The 17,202-nt window shown below is 38.1% G+C and carries 18 protein-coding genes; 9 read left to right on the top strand and 9 right to left on the bottom strand.

The genetic code is table 11. The features are described from left to right. The first annotated feature begins 1 nt into the window (after position 1). Entirely contained in the window at positions 2–556 is a 555-nt protein-coding gene (locus tag ACFI34_RS07725; RefSeq protein WP_462673046.1) for a hypothetical protein, read from the top strand. Then, complete coding sequence (locus ACFI34_RS07720; protein WP_462673045.1) at positions 556–1,797, top strand: DGQHR domain-containing protein; 1,242 nt, start codon at positions 556–558, stop codon at positions 1,795–1,797. Before ACFI34_RS07725 ends, ACFI34_RS07720 begins: the two co-directional genes overlap by 1 nt. A gap of 149 nt (positions 1,798–1,946) precedes the next feature. Here the strand turns inward: ACFI34_RS07720 and dndE are convergent, their stop codons facing one another. The 4 genes from dndE to dndB are packed head-to-tail and all read right to left on the bottom strand — an operon-like array spanning position 1,947 to position 6,997. Beyond that, positions 1,947–2,300 (bottom strand): DNA sulfur modification protein DndE, encoded by a 354-nt coding sequence (gene dndE / locus ACFI34_RS07715; protein ID WP_462673044.1) that lies wholly within the window; start codon positions 2,298–2,300, stop codon positions 1,947–1,949. Position 2,301: 1 nt separating this feature from the next. Then, positions 2,302–4,293 (bottom strand): DNA sulfur modification protein DndD, encoded by a 1,992-nt coding sequence (dndD, locus tag ACFI34_RS07710; protein ID WP_462673043.1) that lies wholly within the window; start codon positions 4,291–4,293, stop codon positions 2,302–2,304. Beyond that, entirely contained in the window at positions 4,290–5,915 is a 1,626-nt protein-coding gene (locus ACFI34_RS07705) for a DNA phosphorothioation system sulfurtransferase DndC (protein ID WP_462673042.1), read from the bottom strand. Before ACFI34_RS07705 ends, dndD begins: the two co-directional genes overlap by 4 nt. Continuing rightward, positions 5,912–6,997, bottom strand: coding sequence for a DNA sulfur modification protein DndB (dndB, locus tag ACFI34_RS07700; RefSeq protein WP_462673041.1), 1,086 nt, complete (start codon positions 6,995–6,997; stop codon positions 5,912–5,914). The genes ACFI34_RS07705 and dndB overlap by 4 nt, the downstream gene beginning before the upstream one ends. Positions 6,998–7,314: 317 nt before the next feature. Here dndB and ACFI34_RS07695 point away from each other — a divergent pair, with 317 nt between their 5' ends. After that, positions 7,315–7,752, top strand: a complete 438-nt coding sequence (locus ACFI34_RS07695; protein WP_462673040.1) for a hypothetical protein — start codon at positions 7,315–7,317, stop codon at positions 7,750–7,752. Positions 7,753–7,782: 30 nt separating this feature from the next. On the opposite strand, the gene ACFI34_RS07690 is transcribed toward ACFI34_RS07695, so the two are convergent. Together ACFI34_RS07690 and ACFI34_RS07685 are read right to left on the bottom strand one after the other, a co-directional pair. Further along, positions 7,783–9,819: a DNA phosphorothioation-associated putative methyltransferase gene (locus tag ACFI34_RS07690; protein ID WP_462673039.1), complete on the bottom strand. Its 2,037-nt coding sequence runs from the start codon at positions 9,817–9,819 to the stop codon at positions 7,783–7,785. After that, complete coding sequence (locus ACFI34_RS07685; protein ID WP_462673038.1) at positions 9,816–9,989, bottom strand: hypothetical protein; 174 nt, start codon at positions 9,987–9,989, stop codon at positions 9,816–9,818. Before ACFI34_RS07685 ends, ACFI34_RS07690 begins: the two co-directional genes overlap by 4 nt. A gap of 141 nt (positions 9,990–10,130) precedes the next feature. Here ACFI34_RS07685 and ACFI34_RS07680 point away from each other — a divergent pair, with 141 nt between their 5' ends. Beyond that, entirely contained in the window at positions 10,131–10,583 is a 453-nt protein-coding gene (locus tag ACFI34_RS07680) for a hypothetical protein (protein WP_462673037.1), read from the top strand. A 31-nt stretch (positions 10,584–10,614) separates the two neighbouring features. Here ACFI34_RS07680 and ACFI34_RS07675 read toward each other — a convergent pair whose 3' ends face one another. Beyond that, complete coding sequence (locus ACFI34_RS07675; RefSeq protein WP_054452423.1) at positions 10,615–10,830, bottom strand: hypothetical protein; 216 nt, start codon at positions 10,828–10,830, stop codon at positions 10,615–10,617. Positions 10,831–10,918: 88 nt separating this feature from the next. Here ACFI34_RS07675 and ACFI34_RS07670 point away from each other — a divergent pair, with 88 nt between their 5' ends. Together ACFI34_RS07670 and ACFI34_RS07665 are read left to right on the top strand one after the other, a co-directional pair. Beyond that, positions 10,919–11,272, top strand: coding sequence for a hypothetical protein (locus tag ACFI34_RS07670; RefSeq protein WP_462673036.1), 354 nt, complete (start codon positions 10,919–10,921; stop codon positions 11,270–11,272). A 211-nt stretch (positions 11,273–11,483) separates the two neighbouring features. Further along, positions 11,484–12,359, top strand: a complete 876-nt coding sequence (locus ACFI34_RS07665) for a nuclease-related domain-containing protein (RefSeq protein WP_462673035.1) — start codon at positions 11,484–11,486, stop codon at positions 12,357–12,359. On the opposite strand, the gene ACFI34_RS07660 is transcribed toward ACFI34_RS07665, so the two are convergent. Both ACFI34_RS07660 and ACFI34_RS07655 read right to left on the bottom strand, forming a co-directional pair. Next, on the bottom strand, positions 12,356–12,481 hold the full coding sequence (locus ACFI34_RS07660; protein ID WP_462673034.1) for a hypothetical protein: 126 nt from the start codon (positions 12,479–12,481) through the stop codon (positions 12,356–12,358). The two genes, ACFI34_RS07665 and ACFI34_RS07660, sit on opposite strands and share 4 nt — an antisense overlap. Positions 12,482–12,603: 122 nt before the next feature. Beyond that, on the bottom strand, positions 12,604–12,882 hold the full coding sequence (locus ACFI34_RS07655; protein ID WP_305471354.1) for a helix-turn-helix domain-containing protein: 279 nt from the start codon (positions 12,880–12,882) through the stop codon (positions 12,604–12,606). Between the two features lie 268 nt (positions 12,883–13,150). On the opposite strand from ACFI34_RS07655, the gene ACFI34_RS07650 reads away from it, so the two are divergent. The 3 genes from ACFI34_RS07650 to ACFI34_RS07640 all read left to right on the top strand — a co-directional run bounded on the left by ACFI34_RS07650 (position 13,151) and on the right by ACFI34_RS07640 (position 16,636). Continuing rightward, the gene (locus ACFI34_RS07650; RefSeq protein WP_462673033.1) at positions 13,151–14,218 is read left to right on the top strand and encodes a hypothetical protein; all 1,068 of its coding nucleotides are present in this window, start codon (positions 13,151–13,153) and stop codon (positions 14,216–14,218) included. A 923-nt stretch (positions 14,219–15,141) separates the two neighbouring features. Continuing rightward, positions 15,142–15,441 (top strand): helix-turn-helix domain-containing protein, encoded by a 300-nt coding sequence (locus ACFI34_RS07645; protein WP_058405273.1) that lies wholly within the window; start codon positions 15,142–15,144, stop codon positions 15,439–15,441. Then, positions 15,431–16,636, top strand: coding sequence for a type II toxin-antitoxin system HipA family toxin (locus tag ACFI34_RS07640; RefSeq protein ID WP_462673061.1), 1,206 nt, complete (start codon positions 15,431–15,433; stop codon positions 16,634–16,636). Before ACFI34_RS07645 ends, ACFI34_RS07640 begins: the two co-directional genes overlap by 11 nt. Positions 16,637–17,202 lie beyond the last annotated feature (566 nt).

Below are 17,202 nucleotides of genomic sequence, written 5' to 3'. Positions count from 1 at the left end.
TGTGTTGATTTTAATTATAATTATTACAGTACTTATATTATTCGCTTCTGGCTGGAATAAACTGGGGAAGGCAAAGCCATATACGCTAACATTAAGGGATCTGCTAATAACCGTATTGTGCTCAATATTTCCAATTCTTCTAGCAAGTTTAATTAAAAGCTGGTTTACACCTGAGACTTTTGAGAGTTCATTTTTATCTAGTTTCAAACAAGGGCAAGCTTTTCTATATACCTCAGCTTTTTTATCAGCATTTTTTGTATTGTATGTTAAAGACTCTAAGAAACCACCTGGCTGGGTATTGTGTATGTTGTTGATTTCTGGTTTAGGAGGTGCATTGCTTTATACCTTTGATTACTCTAGCCAAATTTTAAAGCTTAACTCATATGCTCAAGATGGTTTAATAACTACTTTTGAGTTATCAATTATATCTTGCGTTTGCGTTGTATGGTTTTGGTCTACTTTACCATCAAACTTTGGCTCAACCTCTGGGGCAGCTATCGCACAAAAACAACAAGAAGATTTAGAAAATAAGTTTAAAAGCAAGGAAAATAAATAATGGCTACTTTATCTTTTAATGCTGTTCGAGTAAGTCAGCCAATCGGAGAGTTTTACGTTGGTGTCATGGATGCAAAAGACCTTGTGTCAATAACTTACTCTGATGTAAGGACGATGCAAAGGGATGTTGAAGATTATTTAGGTATTCAGCGAGAGTTGAAATCTAGTCGAGTCAAAGAAATTACACAATATATCAGCACTCTTGATTCAACCTTTCCAAACTCAATTATTGTATCTGTTAAAGGTAAATATGTTACCTACCGGCATGGAAAAATGTTCTTAACTTTTGATGATTTTGAGAGGGAAAGAGTTGCCAAGGTTTTAGATGGGCAACACCGTTTAGCTGGATTTAATCAAAATAATACAAGCTTTCACACTTATGATGGGAGTTCGTGTCAATTTCAATTATTGGTTACTTTTTTTGTAGAAGCAGATATATCAGTTCAAGCTAAAGTCTTTGCGATGGTTAATCAAAATCAAACAAAAGTTAATCCTAGCTTAGTGTATGATTTGGAATCCTTATCTGTTTCTCGCAGTCCAGATAAAACCGCTCATCAGATTGCAGTTCTTCTAAATAAAGAAAGTAATTCACCTTTTCATAAGAGAATAAAGAGGCTAGGAGTAAAAACTGTTTATTCGGACGGAGAAACGATTGAAGGGGAGGTGCTTACTCAAGCTGCTTTTGTATCAAATATAGTTAAGCTCTTGTCACCAAAACCAAAAGAGGATAGAAATATTCTATTGGGGAAGAAAAAGAAGTTTTTATCATTTAGCGATAGCAAACTCGGCTTTTTAGATTCTAAAAGTTTGAATCGTTGTGTTTTTAGAGAGTGCTTTGTTAATGATAAAGATGAAATAATAGCCCATAATATTCTTAATTTTTTTAATGCTGTTAAAAATCTGTGGCCGGAGGAATGGAAGGCAGATAACAAAAAGTCAGTGCTGAACAAAACTGTAGGATTTATTGCGTTAGTAAGGTTTTTGAGGACTTGTGTAAATACTCTTAGAGATATAAAAGAGTATGATTCATCAACTATAATCTCTAGCGCTGACTATAGCTTTCTTCTGAAGTCTACAAAAATAAGAGGCGAATTCTTCTATTCCATTGATGCTGTCTCAAAGTCATCAGGCGAAGTCTTTAAAGAGTTAGATAAGACACTATTAATTGAATATAGGGATAGCGAAGGAAAATATAATAAGGATGAAGTTTTAGATGCAATGAATTCTAGTTGTTTAAACTAAGATATTCTGCTTAGTATTAGCTCAATTTTGATCTGTCAGTTGCCAGCTTTTCAATCGGTAATTGTCAGTTCAAGCTTGAGCATAATCCGATTCAACTCAAGCCTTTGCCTCATCAAAGATAAACTTTCACTTTCATTTGAAGTTTAGCATTAAATAATTTCTCTAATAAAATGATTAATATTATTTAAACTTCTAATTCTTGCTATACCATCCTCAACATGCGCTGCCCATGCGGTTTGTAATTCTTTATCAGAATACTCAGGGTAGCGCTGCTTAAGTAACAATTCAGTCACCATTTGGGTTTTACCTAACCACGTGAATTTATCGAGTTTAAGGCTACCAGAGAGCTTGTAGTCTTTTTCTTTATTGAAAGTAAACCCCTTTTCGATAGAGCGAAAAAATGCGATACGGGCTGCTACGTTTGGTGTAACGCCTGTTTTTCCCTTTAGGGTTTGAAGCTGTTCTTCAACGGCTTTGTTAAGCCACATAGTTTGTGGGAGCATGTTATATAGCCTCCTGTGCAAGCTCTGCCCAAAAGTAACCTTCTCGCAGGGTTGAACAATTAGTATGTTGGTTAAACTCAATTTCGAACGCGTGAGATACTTTATGCTCAATGGCTTGATAAAAGTCTTCGTCTACTTCGGTATCGGTTGAAAGCAGTATTACTTGCTCGCTGGCCTCTGGGAAGTAGTGCTTAATAAGTTTATCGCGGTGTTTTGAATCTAAACGGCCAAGTGGCGTATCTACCACTACAGGCAGTACTTTACCCGATAGTTTGCCAAGCGCCTCTAATATTGCAAAGGCAAATATTTGCTTTTCGCCTGCCGACATAGATTTACGGTTAATAATAACGCCTTCGGCATCGACTAGGTTTACGTCAAAGCTGGTTGGGTCTATTTTAGCCGAGAGCTTTAAATCTTCTTTACGGGCAAGCTTGCGGTATGCTTTTACAAATAGCTCTTCTAATTGCGTTACACGCAGCTCTGTAAGGGCATGTTTAAAGTCTTGTAATACGTATTGGCTAAGCTCTACACGCTCAACAGCTTTGTCGGCTGAGTGGTTGTTTTTAAGCTTGGCGTAATCTTTTTCTAGTCGTTTAGCCAGCTCTAACTCTTTTGCTTTGAACTCTTTCGCTTTAAGGAGCTCGCTTATGTACTCTTTGCTTGTAGCATCGCGTTGCTTTTCAAGTTCGCGCAGTGATGTATATAACTCGTGTAAGTCGGCAGCATCTGGCGCACGCTCAATATTAATTGAAAGTGAGCTTAACTTGTTTTGCGTTTGAGTAAGCGCTGTTGAAAGCTCTTTTATTAATGCTTGCGACTGAGAAGCCTCAGTTACTTGTGCGTTTATAAGCGCAAATTCAGAGTCTGAAATATCAAGCTTTGGCTCGGCAAGGGCGGTTTGATTTACCAGCTGACCGAAATAGCTATTTACCGTTGCCATTATATCGCTGCTTTGGGCATCAAACTTTTGATTAAGCGCATTTTCAAGATTTGGTAACGCTTGTACTAGCTCATTACCAAACGCTTTAGCTTGTTTTATTTGTTGATCGCTGGTTAGCTGCTCAATCAAGTTTTGCATAGCTGTTGGCGCAAGTGCCATTGGTAAGCTGCCACTTAGCTCTTGGCGTATTTTAGCGGTTAGCTCTTTTTCAAGCTCTATCAACTCTGATGCTTGTGCTTGCTCTTGATCTTTGGTTTTAGCCCATGCGCCACCTTGGGCTTGTATTTCGTGCTCTTTAGTGGCTATTTTGTTTTTAAGCTCTGTTAATTGCGCACCAATGCTGTCGGCTTTATCTCTTGTGGCATTGACTTGCTGGGTAATTTGGTGTTTTTGATCTTCTGCGGCTTTAATTTTTTTAAGCGTGTCTTTATCGGCAGTTTCTGCGCCTAGGCCTTTTAAGTAAATATCAAGGTCGTTGCTTAGGCGGTTTATAATATCGATACCTAGCAGTTTTTGTACGGCCTCTTTTAAGTAAGAGCCGGTATCGTCTTCTGCTAACTCTGCTATTTTTTCACCATCAAAAAAGAATAAATCACCAATACCAGGCGGTACTATTTCATGTAAAAACGCTTGTACCTGCTCTGAATTTAATGAGGTATCTTGCTCGCCATTTATAGTAAGCGTTAACTTTTCATCGGCCTCAAGCTGCCATTTACGGGTTACTTCGTAAAGATTATGTTTGCCTTGATGAGTATGCGAAAAGCTTAGCGTTATACTGCCTTCGGCATCTTGCTGGGCTTTGGTTGCCGTTTTATTGGTTTGCTCGTTTAAGTAGTTTAGGTAATCTTTTTTAGTAATTACAGCACCCAACGCACGCTTACCTAATAACGCTAAACGAATTGCAGTAAGAATAGAGGTTTTACCCGCACCATTTAAACCACCAAATAAAATAATAGGGCGCTCAAACATGCCTTCTTTACGCGGGTCTAGGTCTATAGAGGTTTGGCCGTTAAAAACTCGAAAGTTGTTTAGGGTCAGTGTTTTAAAAATCATTCTATGCCCTCAGCTTTGAGCAATGCAGTAATTTGTTTTAGGTCGTCTTCTAGCGCTTTTACTTCGTTACTTTGGCGCATTTGGCTCTGACGAATATCTAAGTTAGAGGCAATAATAACTTCTGCGCTTTCCCAATCCTGCTGAATTAAGCGGCCAATTCGGTTAAAAATACCCGTACGGCGAGCAAGGCCACTCATTTGAGTTTCAACATCTATTAGCTTTTTAACCATTTGCGGCGATACGCCATGTTTAGGTGCAATGTCATTAAGTAACTGGCCTTCGGTAAGGCTAAATTGGTTTGAGTCGTCTATTGTCCAGTCGAGCTTTATACCTAGCGCATCAAATACAATACCGGGTAGGGTATCGTCCCAATCAGGTTCGTTGGGGTCGTTTAACCATTCGTGCCTTACTGCGTGTAATTCATCAACGGTAATTAACTCTACATCACGGCCTTGGTCGTTAAATTGCTTTTGTATATTAAGCAGTAAACGCATGGCATGCTGGCGATACTTTAATTTGTAAGGGCCTGTTGTGTAGTCGTCTGTTAATACGCGCTCTTTGTCTTCTTTTAGGGTTTTAAACGCTAAACGGCCATCGCGACGAATGTGGTTACGGTATTTCTTTTTAAGCTTAGGCGATGTACTACGCGATAAAATATTGCGGTATTTAAGTAGTGGTGTCATCCACTGCTCGCCGTTTTGAATTAGGCTTTCCATTGCGCGGTCGCGCGTGACTACGGTACATGTCCAACAACCAAAACGAGAGTTACCACATGATGGTGTGGTTTCATCAATAACCATTGGGCACTCGCCTTGGCCTGATGAGTCTTTGTATAGGTTCCATAACACAAGGTTTTTACCGCCCCATGGGTTTTCCCACTCTAGGTCGTACTTATCAAACCATTTGTTTTTAGTGCCGTATGGCGTTTCTTCGGTTTTTAAGTGACACAGGCGTAGAATTTTCCACACATCGTCAACACTCCATGTATCAATTGGTGTGTAAATAAAGGCGTTGCTTAAAGTGGTGTGTACGGCTAAGTCTGAACCATCAATTTTGTGCTTTTTAATTACTTGCGCACGCGATGCGCTTTCTTGTGAGCGAGAGCCTAATACAACAATTACCTCATCGTATTCACTTACGCGCTCTTTAATAAAGGTACTTACAGGGTCAATTTTCATTCGCTCTGTACACCAACGAAAGTTACGCGTTGGTGCAGGGTAACCTTTACCCAGTAGATTAGCCCAAAACGTATTGTTTGATTTTGGCACTACTTTATGTGAAGTAATTGGTAAGCCTTCGCGCTTTGCACCTTCTTCAATCAACTTTAGTGATTTTTCAACGTGATCAACCACCATTGGGGTTTCAACTAAGGTATCCGACGCAACTACAAAAACGGGCTTATGGCGGTCTTCTGGCTTTAAGCCTAGTAATGCAAAGTAAATTAGGGTCATTACGGCAGATGAATCTTTACCGCCACTGTAGCCTAATACCCATGGGCGTTTGTCAGCCATGTAAACACGCTGGGTGTCGGCTACAAAGTTATGTAGTTGGCTACCTGCAAACGATTCGTTTTCGATAAATTCGATGTAGTCTTCTAGATCGTACTGGTTTAATAATGTCATGTATTTAACAATTCTTTTTCTTTAGCTAGCTCTTCAACAGAGGGCTTTAAGCCAATTTGTTTTTTTATTTCTATGGCTGTTAAAAATATATTTGAAACGGCTTTAGAGAGTCGACCATGGTGCATTGCACGGTTTTTCCAAGCAGGGTTTGCTTTTCGCCAATCAATTTTCTGCAGTTGAGTGTAACATTTACTTTGCTCAGACTCACTGAGTTTTAGTAGCTCGTAGCCAACTATAGCTAAAGCTTGGAGGCCTATTCCATGCGCACTTATATACTCTTGACGAAACTCAGCAGCTGAAAGCTGTTTATCTCTCACATGTTGCCATTCAGGCATAAATTGATTTAGGTTACGCCAAAATGCAACCGCTATTTTTCTTTCTTCATCGCTATAGCCTTCTTTTAAGCCTTTACCAAACAAGGCTTTATTAGCTTGCTTTATGCCGCTAAGTGTAAAAAGCTTGCTACTTTTAGCTGCAATAGAAGAGCGTTCAAACTCTGTGAACCCTAAAAATGGCTCACATTCAAGTGCAAGATAACGAGCTAACTCAGCAGCTTGATCCCTGTGATCGTAAAGTGTTGATAGCGATGCGCTCGGCCTTACTGCGTATTTATTTAAATCAGCAAACATTTGCTGACTGCGTTGCAGGCCTTCGTCAACAAAGAAAAGTACAGCGATGTTATCTTGACAAAGCTCAGGTCGTTCTTTAATGGCCTCCTCAATGGCGGCACGTCTATGTTGGCCATCATTTATAAGTATTTGGGCATCCATAGGGACTTTTAAAGTACCAAGGTTGATACCATCACCAGAACCTATAAAGTCGACTTCAGAGCCAACAGAAGCTGTAATCGCAGAAAAAACATAGTCATTTGGTGAGTCAACTAAATAACGGGCCATTTCAGGAATACGATTTTTATTTAGAGTACGTTGAGCTCTGAGCTCTACGGGGACTTCTTCTTCATCGTACATGAATATTTTAGGTATGAGCCTTAAAGGGCAAGTTGCTATATAAAAGGGTTTGCCTGCCTGTTGGCCACGAACTGCGGGGAAGCTATAACAATAATTGCTTTCAAGGTCACTCATAATTCAATCTCATCACGTAAGGTACGTAATATTATTACGTACCTTACGTGATAAATACAGTTTTTATTGTTATATTTGTCGCAATCTCGTTACTTATAAGCTTATTCCCTTGTTATGATTGATAATTTTATTTATTAAAAAATTTACCCCCTAGCATCCTCTGCAATATTAACTGCTTTGCTTTCGGTTCATAGGATATTAGCTAACTTTTATCAAATAGCATTAATTATATATCTAGAGTTAATACTATTATTTTGATTACGAAGTATATACATTATCGATAAAGCTAATAGCAATGTTGCAGAGTGATTACAGATATGAGAAACACTGAATTATTAATAAAGCTAGAAAAACATAAGGCTTGTGATAATTACAACATCAAGGCTCAAGCGGTAGAAAATTTGAAGTACAAAGGGCTTTTACCTGAATCAATTATTGAGTTTTATGGTGAAGTTGGTTTATTGGAAATTGGATCAAAACGCGGTTATTTGATTGTTGATATTTTCGAGCCTGTTTTTTATCACGAATGTGATTATTTTGAGTCAGGTACTGAGGCTTTGTTTTTTGATGGGGATGAAAAGCACCAATTAAAAAATATATTAATATTAGGAGTTGATGTTTATGGCACTCTTATTGGCTACGATATAACAGCAAAAACCGAAAATATTGTAGTTTCGTGTGAAGATGTAACTAATGAAGGCTATGATAAATCTTCTATAAGTTCCTATGTCGAGTCAATTTTGGCTGCAGATTAAAAAGATAAAAACTTTATTGTTTAGGCTGCTTTATTTTACTTTAAAAAACCTATCCCCATTTAATTCTACACCCCAATAGTCAAACACCTTGAGTAAAATAGGCCAGTTTGGCCACTCTGCTTTAGCTACGCCTTTGAGCATATCGGCTAGTTTTTTATCAAAGCGTTGTTGGTTTTTGTATTCGCTACTGCCTTTTTGTAGATAATCTATTTTGTTATAAAAAGGCTGATAGGGGTAAATATCACCGTAGTAAAAATAGTCGATATCTTGCTCTAGCATTTTTACTTTTATTCGCTCAGTGAGTAGTGGCAGCTTTTTATTAAAGTCATCGTATTTTAAAAATGTTACTTTGCCCGATCGCATATGTATTTTTACTAAATCTACGTCGTCAATATCGCCATACAATTGCACCGCACAGCCTATGTATACACGCAGTATTGCGGGGAGTTGGTTTAAATAACGAGTGGGTAATATATACGAGTGGTTGTCGTGTAACTCACCGAGCTGAATTTGCTCGTAAGCTTGGTAACAAGCATTCCCAATATTAGCAGGCTCTGCAATTGAGAATAGCAGTTGCTTTGCTTGCTCTAATGCTTGGTTATAGTCACTAAAATGCACTTTTAAATCTCGCGTTAACCGTGCTGGCATGTGGCTTTTAGCTTGGCGTTTACCAAATAAGCTAAGTGCAAAGTAGACGAGTAAATCGTGCTTTCGCTTTAGTTGCGCTTGTTCAAACTCACTTTGTTCATAGTAATTTTGCAGCAAGCTAAATGCTTTGTTGTGGCTGGCAAAGTATTTGCGCAGTGTGGTACTTTGCTCAAACTCGTCGTTTGCGGGTAAGCGGCCAAAGTGCAGGCAGTGATGCCAAAAATCATCTAGCAGTGTTTGGTGTTTTTCAAACAAGGTTTTTTGTTGAGCTTTAGGTAATGCTTTTGGTTGTGGCCTTTGGGTTATGTGTTGCCAATTATAGTTTTGAAATTGCAGCTCTAAGTGATGGGCCTCTTCTAATTGTGGGCATTTAAAAACAGCAATTATACCTTGCCCAAATGCTATTGTTTTAACGTTTAGGGTTTGCTCTATGTAAGCTCTTATTTGAGCTTGGCTATAGTATTTTTGAAACGTTTTCCATTTTGTAATTACGCCATCTTTATATTGTTTAAAGTGTTCTTGTTTGGCTTCATTGGCAAGCATTACCGATACTAAAAGCAATTTTTTAGTGTGTTGGTAAGCAGCGATTAAAGTGTCTTTTCGCTCTTGTTGATCTTCAATTACATTAAGTACAAAACCTAAATTAACAATATCGCTGGTTAGTTTATTACCGTTTGGCCTGTGTACTGGGTCCCATGCGTTAATATTTAACCCGTGTGCTTCTAGTTCTGTTGCGTCATCGGCTAGGCCGCAGCCGTAATCGAGTATTGAATAGTCACCATTTAAATAACCGTACTTTGCTAGTTTTTGAAAAGGCGCTGAAAGCCTATCACGATTTATTGCGGTTAAATGACGCTGTATTGTTTGTGGTTCATTTTCAACTATAGGCTCTGGTAACTCAGCTACTTTGTGTAATCTGCCTTGCTCATCAAGCTTGTAGCCTTTGCGCTTAATTAAGTTATGCCATTGCTGTTTAAAACCAATACTTTTGGAGTTTTGGTACAGGCTAATTTGCTCGCCTTCCTCGGTTATATCTTTAAATAATGTGTAATGAGAGTAATTAGGCAGTACAAAGGTTTCTTTACGGTGCAAAATAGGCGGATTATTTGAGTTACTGTAATTTGTTGTTTTTATAGTTAGCTCATCAGCATCAATTGTATGGCTTGTATTAAGTGCAGGGTATGCGTATTCATCAAAATCGGGGTAGTTAAGTAGAGTAAATTTTAAGTCTCGTTTATAGAGTTTAATTAGGTTCCACGGTTGTTCTACTTCAAGTTTGTTTATTGTGTTTGTTATGAAGCTTAATAATTCAGCTGGTATGGCTTCTGCTAATGAACTTTTATGTAAATAAATGGCTGTAGGTAATGATTTACCATGTTTAAGCTTTTTTACTAAATCACGATACTCAGGGAAATTCATTTGGTAATGCTTTCGAGGTTTTCAAAATAATAAAAATAAACACGACCGCGCTTTTCAAACTTAAGCTCACCACGTTCGCGGCGGTGCATAAGTTCACAACCTGATATTTTTAAATGCTTCATAGCTTCTTTACTCGAAAGCCATTTCCTTTTTTGATCTTGATTAGCCATTTAAGTTACTCAAATTACGTATAAATTTAATATACATAACTCTTGGTGCATCGACAAATTTATTCAAGTAACGTTAATTTAAGTTGATTTATTTAAGCAATATCAATAAGGTATGGACATAAAAACTTTAAAGGTATAGCAATGGACGCTAGCAGAAACTCACCAAATACAACCTCTAATGAAAAACAGCTCAACTTAGTTTGCCCCTGCTGTTCTGAAGAAAGCTCTTTAGAATACGGAAACCATATTACTTGTAGTAAATGTGCAAAAACGTTTGCAGGCCACACCTATAAAAAATTTAAGAAGCCGCTTTTAACAGCTAAAGTCGCACTATTAATAGGAGCTGTGGGTGCGTATAAGTTAGATAGAGAGTTACTTGAGCCTAGTCGCTACTCGACCGGTGCTATTGTTGAAATAGTTAGTTTTTGTTCTAACCCTCAAGCAAAAATTAGTAAAAACAATTTACGCGTTAATGCCAGGATGTGTATTTGCGCATTAGATGAAACAATGAAAATTGTACCTGAGGCGGAGTTATCGTCAAATAAGAAGAAATTTATTAACACTTTTGTTAGTAAGTTAAGTCAATGTAGATAGCGATACTTGCGTATCGCTAAAGGTACTCTTTTTATTTCGATTTTGGTGGATTATTACCTCTGCCCGGGCCCGAAGGGTTTCCTGTTTTACTAGGTCCATTATTTGGGGCTGGACGTGAAGTTTGCTGGTTATTTGCAGCAGCTCTTTGAGCTCGAGCTGCAAAGCCGCCTTTTTCAACTAAACCGTTGTTAGCTTTTGCTTCTGCAGCTTGGATTCGTGCAGCGGCACTTTGATTCATATTTTTCATAATATTACCTTTTTTAGTTTAAGTAGTGCTCTTCGCTTTGAGAGCAAATTCATCTTAAATAAGGTGTAGGGACAAATTGGGACATAAAATGGATAAATGCGAAGAATTACAAAATAAAATTAAAATTATTATAAAAGAGCTTGGTTTTACTCAAATAGAAATGGCTAAGCGAGTTTATTGTGAACGTTTTGAAGATGATGATCCTGATGAAATACGTAAATTTACAGAAATATTTCGGCAAAATTTAAAAAGAAAAGCAAAGCTTGAATTACTTGAAAGCTATTTAGCAAATATCGCTAATTTACGAGAGTTTAAGAACTCAGGTTTAGCTATTTCTAGTCCTTTAGATCTTGGTTTTATACCAGTAGATATAAAAAGGGCGCTTCAAGGGATATCTAAAAAGCTAATAGATGGCATAGAATCAGAAGCTAGTGAGCTTTAATCGATTGGGTTGTTTTAAAGTGTTGTGTCCTTTGGTTGCCATCGCGATATAAGTGTATGCAATTTAAAAGCTGCGCTTTTCGCGCGAGCAAGCTCTGCGCCTACAAGTGTTTAGGTGATTTTTGTAGCGTTAAATGTACTTCTTTTTGAATAATACGACATGTACCTGTTTTTAATGTATAAAGTATGAGTTGTCATTATAGGAATTTGTCATGGATGATTTTTTAAACCAGAGCTTAAGTGTCATACTCATTGCTGCGTGCGTTTACTCTTTAGTTGGCGTTTTATTCTTTCGTATTTGGTCACACCAACGTAGCGCTAAATTACCAATCGAACGTCATAAATTAAAACGTGTTGCCGCGCAAACTCTTCAAGAACAAGTGAATGACAAGATTGTAGATGTTATTGGCTTAATATTTTTAGCAGCACTCATTGTTATAATGCCTTTTGCAATTAAAGGGATTGCTGAAATGTTTGCTAGTGGCAAGGTTAATTATTTCCTAATTACTTTGATTATTTTAGGTTTAGCTTATGTAGCAAGAAAGCTTTGGGTTAAATCAAACCTTTTGATCAAGCTAAAACTTGGGCGTGATGCCGAATTAGCAGTTGCCTCTGAACTTATAGAACTTCAGTCACACGGATACCAAGTATTTCATGATATACAAGCTGATGGTTTTAACATTGATCATTTAGTGGTGGGGCCAAATGGTATTTTTGCTATTGAAACCAAAGGCAGGCACAAGCGAATAAAAGACGAAAAAAATTACAAAGTTAAATTTGAGAATAATCATTTAGCCTTTCCTTCTTGGTTTGAAAGCAAGCCACTAGAACAAGCCCAAAATCAGGCTAATTGGGTGAATAAATGGCTACAAGACGCAACGGGTTTCAATACCCAGGTTTTACCGGTGTTGTGTTTTCCTGGTTGGTTTATAGAGCTTAAACAGCGACCATTCTTTCCTATTGTTTCGCATAAACAATTAGTGAAAACGATTCTTTCTATGCGACAAGTAAACTTAAGCCAAGAGCAGCAGCGTGCTATTTGTTATCAAGTAGTTCAGCGCTCATTGCATGAAAGCAAAGCAATTTAAACGCTTCGCTTTTCAAACTTAAGCTCGCTACGTTCGCGGCGATGCATTAACTCGCAGTCTGTTATTTTTAGATGTTTTAGGGCTTCTTTACTTGAAAGCCATTTTCCTTTTTTACTTTCCATTTAAGCCACTCAAATTATGTAAATAACTCTTTGTATATCGACAATTTTGCTTTAGTTCTGTAAATAAGCATTATTTGCCATAAGAAAGTCCTGGCTTCTTACGCTTTTTGAGTCGTATAAATTTAATCGATGTTTAATTTTTTTGCGGCATGTATTTTTTTTAGAGCTTCTAAGTTGAAGAGCATTTCTATATCAAAACCAAAATGATGGCTCAATTTAGCCGCTAAGCTAATGCTTAAATCCGTACCATTAAAGAAACGACTTAGCGTTGATGGATTAATCCCCATTTTATGGGCGGCAGTGCTTGCGTTTATACCCTCTTTGTTAAGTTTGCGTTTAACAATTGAAGCCGCTCCTGATGGTGCAGAAAGTACGCCTATTAAATCTTTATTTAAGTTCATGTAATGATGCCTCTCCATAGGTATTGGAAACTCAATAAGCAAGGAGTTTTAAACCTTGCCGTTATTCTTTTTGTTGTTAGAAATAAATAATACTAAAAAAACAGGTACTAACAAAAGCTCTTTTCGCTCAGGCAAGCTTTACGCCTTCAGATTAATCATTGTATTTATAACTTAATAACAATGACATTTTAGTTATTTTTAGCGTTAGCCCTAGTGTGAGTTTTGTTTTTTAAGTATTGTTGTTTAACTATTATGCTGGGCTAATTTAATGAAAATAAAAACACGTCATTTATTGTTGTTGGTTGTGGTGTTGCTGGTTTTACACTTTTTTTATAAACCAAATACCGCTGTGGTTGAAGTAAATAACTATACGCACAAAGCTGAAAATACTGAGAGTTATACGCATGTGTATACTACTGAAACCGTTAACGAAAAGCGTGTTGGTAATGTGGCCAGTAAAGTAAAAGCTCAGCCAAAACCTGCTCCAGTGCAACAAAATAGTTGTGAGTTGGTTCACGACCCTGAAGAACTTGAATACGCGCAAAGTGAGCTGTCGCAGTTAAACGATAATCTCGATTTTACAGCCGAAAAATTTGATATAGGCCCTTACACCTCTGTTAATTTAATTACCCCTAATGTAAATAGCGATTACCATAAAACGCTGCGTATTCGTTTATTTGAAGCATACGAAAAGTATCAAAACTTATTTGGTTTATACCCCAACAAATCCATTTTAATGAACTTGGTTGTATTACCTAATAATTATTACGACGATTATGTGTCGCGCTTTGGGGCTTTACCAAGCAACAATGCGGGGATTTATTTTGGTAAAAATAATACGGCGTTAGTGAGGTTTGACCCGGCCGATCCGCAAAGTAGTTTACGCGTAGCCATACACGAGGCAATGCATGTTATTAATTTTAATTTAATTGGCAGTACCTCTAGTTGGTTAAACGAGGGAATAGCTGAGGTTTTTGAAAATACGCTGATTTATAAAACTAACCGAACTATTGCTATTCCTTCCTACCGTGTACGCCGTACGTATATGGAGTTTAGGTCGTTAATTGATTCAGAGGCGTTGTGGGAACAGCAGTCTTACCGTGGCGATTTATATGCAAATGCGAATAATTGGTTGGCGTTTTTTATTCAGCATAAGCAGGGTAGAAGGGTGTTAAAGGCGATTGTGCAGGCTGAGGCTAAAAACCCGTGCAATACGCTTGAGAATGAGGTGATTTTAAATGCGTTTTCTACCTATTTTATAGATTACGAGCAAGCGTATTTAGTGTGGTTAAAGGCGTCGCAGCAGGTTAAGGGCGAGTTTATTCCTGTTTATTAAAGTGTGTTAGTTATATAAAAGCGTAATGCACAAAGAGAACAAAATGAGGAGTAAATGAGAAGCCAAAGTGAATAGGGCTACTTTTAGCTTGGTTTTGTAGACGTAGAGCTTGCTCAGGTTAGAAGCAGCAGCTTCTTGCTACTTAAAAATAAATATCACCACAGAGTACACCGAGGCGCTTTGCGCTGCACTGAGTTAAAAATATTGTTTTGGTCACTTCTTCTGATCTTCTCCTTCACTTCTCGGTGGTAACACAATCATTTTATTAACCCCCGTAAAAGCGTTGCTTTTAAACGCCAGCAAGCTGCGCGTCTACCAATAAATTTAACCTCTTTTTTAATAATAGGCTTTTAGATCTTTAATGCACAAAGAGAAGCAAATGAGGAGTAAATGAGCAACCAACGTGACAGGGTAAAGTGATCTTTTATCACCACAGAGCACACCGAGGCGCTTTGCGCTACACAGAGTTAAAAAATATTGGTTAGTCACTGATCCTGCTCTTCTCCTTCACTTCTCGGTGGTGAAACAATCACTTTTACGAATAAATCAACTAAATGTAAAGCGTTGGTATTAAACGAAAGCAAAGCACGTCTACAGGCTACAATCAGCCACTGCTTTTGAAAAATGAGCTTTTCACTAACTCTAAAGCGCAGCGTCTCTTGACCTCTTTGTGATTAATTTGCTTTTAAAACCGTAATGCACAAAGAGAACAAAATAAGGAGTAAGTCAGGAGCAAAAGTAAGTAGGCTTGAGTTATTTGCTTTCGCATTAGTAAGTTTAACGTCTGGCCAATGAAAGGCGCTAGGCTGTTTCGTTGAGCGGTGTTTTAAACCTGCTTTGTATCAATTTAAAGCATCTTGCAAACAATTTAAATACTGCTAAAGTAATCATTAGTATATTAATGACTGATTAAGTGTGCATTTATGAGATCTGAGCAAGCGTTAAAATTGGCGAATCGATTGGGTGATTTAATTCGTCAGCACCGCACTTTGCATTATACCCAAAGTACGTTTGCTAAAATGATAGGTGTATCTCGCTCAACGGTACAAAAACTTGAGCAAGGCGAGGTGGTAAAAAGCGATATTTTGTTTGAGGCTTTAGTTGCTCTTCAGCTACAAGGTTCGCTGTTAGACGAGGTTAATGAGTTGGTTGCAGATGCTGGTGGTTATAATGCAAGGCAACGCAAAGGCCGTAAAACTCAGGAGGTTAATGATGACTTCTGAGGCATATGTTTTTATTGATGGTTTGGAAGATACCCCTATTATTTGTGGTTTTTTTAAGCTAAACACACAAACAGGCCGAGGTGAGTTTAATTATGGTAAAAGTTACCTTGCACGGCCAGATGCGTTTGCCCTTGATCCGGTGCACTTACCGTTAAAGCCTGGCATTGTTAGTTATTCGGCGAATAAAGGCATATTTGGCGTATTAAGTGATGCCGGCGCTGACTCTTGGGGACGTAAGCTTATATTATCATTACATAATACTAGGCCAAAAAATGAGCTCGAGTTTTTACTAGCTGGGTCTGGCTATGGTGTGGGCGCTTTGGTTTTTAGTTTGTCGCGCAGTGCATCAAAGCATAAAACTAATAAAAATACGTTAGCCGATTTAACGTTTTTAGATCAAGCTAAAGACGATTTACTCGCTGATAAGGCTATTTCACACGAGGCAAAAAAAGCGTTTGAGTTTGGCCAAAGTATGGGGGGGGCAAGGCCTAAAACATCGGTAAAAATTGGCGATAAACTTTACTTGGCAAAATTTAATCGGCAAGACGATTTGTTCAATTTAGTTAGGGCTGAGCATGGCGCTATGTGTATGGCTAATGAATTGGGTATTCGTACTGCTAATACCTGTATTCATGAAACAGAAAATGGTGATGTGTTGTTAGTTGAACGTTTCGATGTAAGTGACGGCTTGCCAACTCATCATTTTTTGAGCGCTAATAGCTTGCTACAAAAGCCTAAAGTCGCGTTAAGCGATTTAGCAACTTACTATAGTTACGCTGAATTGGCTGAGTTTATTCGCCACCACACAGGTGAATTTGCTGATGATGCTACTGAGCTGTTTAGGCGAATGGTGTTTAACGTATTTATTGGTAATACAGATGACCACAGCCGTAACCATGCATTTTTGTATAATTTTGTTGAGCAAGCGTGGCGCATGAGCCCTGCTTACGATATTACTCCAATTAATAACTCAAAGCAGCATGGCTTAGGGCTTGGTGATGATGGCCGCTATGCGAGTATCGATAATATTCTGTCGCAAGCTAAACGCTTTGGTTTAAATAATGCTCAGGCAAAAAAAATTATTGCTGAGATTGAGTGTTATGTTCGCCAATGGCCGGCTCACTTCAAGCGCTTCGCTAATATTAGTGAGGTTGACATAAAGCGCCTAGAAAGCGTGATACCTGCTATAACTTAATAAGGAATGATGAATAGGGCACAGCCAATGTTTAGTTTAGGTTTTTACACGCCGAGTTTGCGCATGCAATCATTTATCAGATTACCTAGTTTTTATCTCTAAAGCGTAGCGTCTCTTGACCTCTTTGTGATTAATGGGCTTTTAGATCTTTAATGCACAAAGAGAAGCAAATGAGGAGTAAATGAGCAACCAACGTGACAGGGTAAAGTGATCTTTTATCACCACAGAGCACACCGAGGCGCTTTGCGCTACACAGAGTTAAAAAATATTGGTTAGTCACTGATCCTGCTCTTCTCCTTCACTTCTCGGTGGTGAAACAATCACTTTTACGAATAAATCAACTAAATGTAAAGCGTTGGTATTAAACGAAAGCAAAGTGCGTCTGCAGTTGAATTTAATCTCTTTGTGAATCATTGGCTTTTAAGACCGTAATGCACAAAGAGAAGCAAATGAGGAGTAAATGAGCAGCCAACGTGACAGGGTAAAGTGATCTTTTATCACCACAGAGCACACCGAGGCGCTTTGCGCTACACAGAGTTAAAAAATATTGGTTAGTCACTGCTCCT

Source organism: Pseudoalteromonas sp. PSi26 (assembly GCF_054960575.1).
Note: the sequence above shows the minus strand (reverse complement) of the source record. Positions and strands in the feature narration are given on the sequence as shown.

What these genes read in the sequence shown, in the direction of transcription:
- ACFI34_RS07660 (WP_462673034.1), bottom strand. Translation starts at nt 12,481, where the DNA reads ATGGAAAGTAAAAAAGGAAAATGGCTTTCAAGTAAAGAAGCCCTAAAA.
- ACFI34_RS07670 (WP_462673036.1), top strand. Translation starts at nt 10,919, where the DNA reads ATGGATAAATGCGAAGAATTACAAAATAAAATTAAAATTATTATAAAA.
- ACFI34_RS07665 (WP_462673035.1), top strand. Translation starts at nt 11,484, where the DNA reads ATGGATGATTTTTTAAACCAGAGCTTAAGTGTCATACTCATTGCTGCG.
- ACFI34_RS07650 (WP_462673033.1), top strand. Translation starts at nt 13,151, where the DNA reads ATGAAAATAAAAACACGTCATTTATTGTTGTTGGTTGTGGTGTTGCTG.
- ACFI34_RS07645 (WP_058405273.1), top strand. Translation starts at nt 15,142, where the DNA reads ATGAGATCTGAGCAAGCGTTAAAATTGGCGAATCGATTGGGTGATTTA.
- dndB (WP_462673041.1), bottom strand. Translation starts at nt 6,997, where the DNA reads ATGAGTGACCTTGAAAGCAATTATTGTTATAGCTTCCCCGCAGTTCGT.
- ACFI34_RS07695 (WP_462673040.1), top strand. Translation starts at nt 7,315, where the DNA reads ATGAGAAACACTGAATTATTAATAAAGCTAGAAAAACATAAGGCTTGT.
- ACFI34_RS07675 (WP_054452423.1), bottom strand. Translation starts at nt 10,830, where the DNA reads ATGAAAAATATGAATCAAAGTGCCGCTGCACGAATCCAAGCTGCAGAA.
- dndD (WP_462673043.1), bottom strand. Translation starts at nt 4,293, where the DNA reads ATGATTTTTAAAACACTGACCCTAAACAACTTTCGAGTTTTTAACGGC.
- ACFI34_RS07655 (WP_305471354.1), bottom strand. Translation starts at nt 12,882, where the DNA reads ATGAACTTAAATAAAGATTTAATAGGCGTACTTTCTGCACCATCAGGA.
- dndE (WP_462673044.1), bottom strand. Translation starts at nt 2,300, where the DNA reads ATGCTCCCACAAACTATGTGGCTTAACAAAGCCGTTGAAGAACAGCTT.
- ACFI34_RS07640 (WP_462673061.1), top strand. Translation starts at nt 15,431, where the DNA reads ATGACTTCTGAGGCATATGTTTTTATTGATGGTTTGGAAGATACCCCT.
- ACFI34_RS07690 (WP_462673039.1), bottom strand. Translation starts at nt 9,819, where the DNA reads ATGAATTTCCCTGAGTATCGTGATTTAGTAAAAAAGCTTAAACATGGT.
- ACFI34_RS07680 (WP_462673037.1), top strand. Translation starts at nt 10,131, where the DNA reads ATGGACGCTAGCAGAAACTCACCAAATACAACCTCTAATGAAAAACAG.
- ACFI34_RS07685 (WP_462673038.1), bottom strand. Translation starts at nt 9,989, where the DNA reads ATGGCTAATCAAGATCAAAAAAGGAAATGGCTTTCGAGTAAAGAAGCT.
- ACFI34_RS07720 (WP_462673045.1), top strand. Translation starts at nt 556, where the DNA reads ATGGCTACTTTATCTTTTAATGCTGTTCGAGTAAGTCAGCCAATCGGA.
- ACFI34_RS07705 (WP_462673042.1), bottom strand. Translation starts at nt 5,915, where the DNA reads ATGACATTATTAAACCAGTACGATCTAGAAGACTACATCGAATTTATC.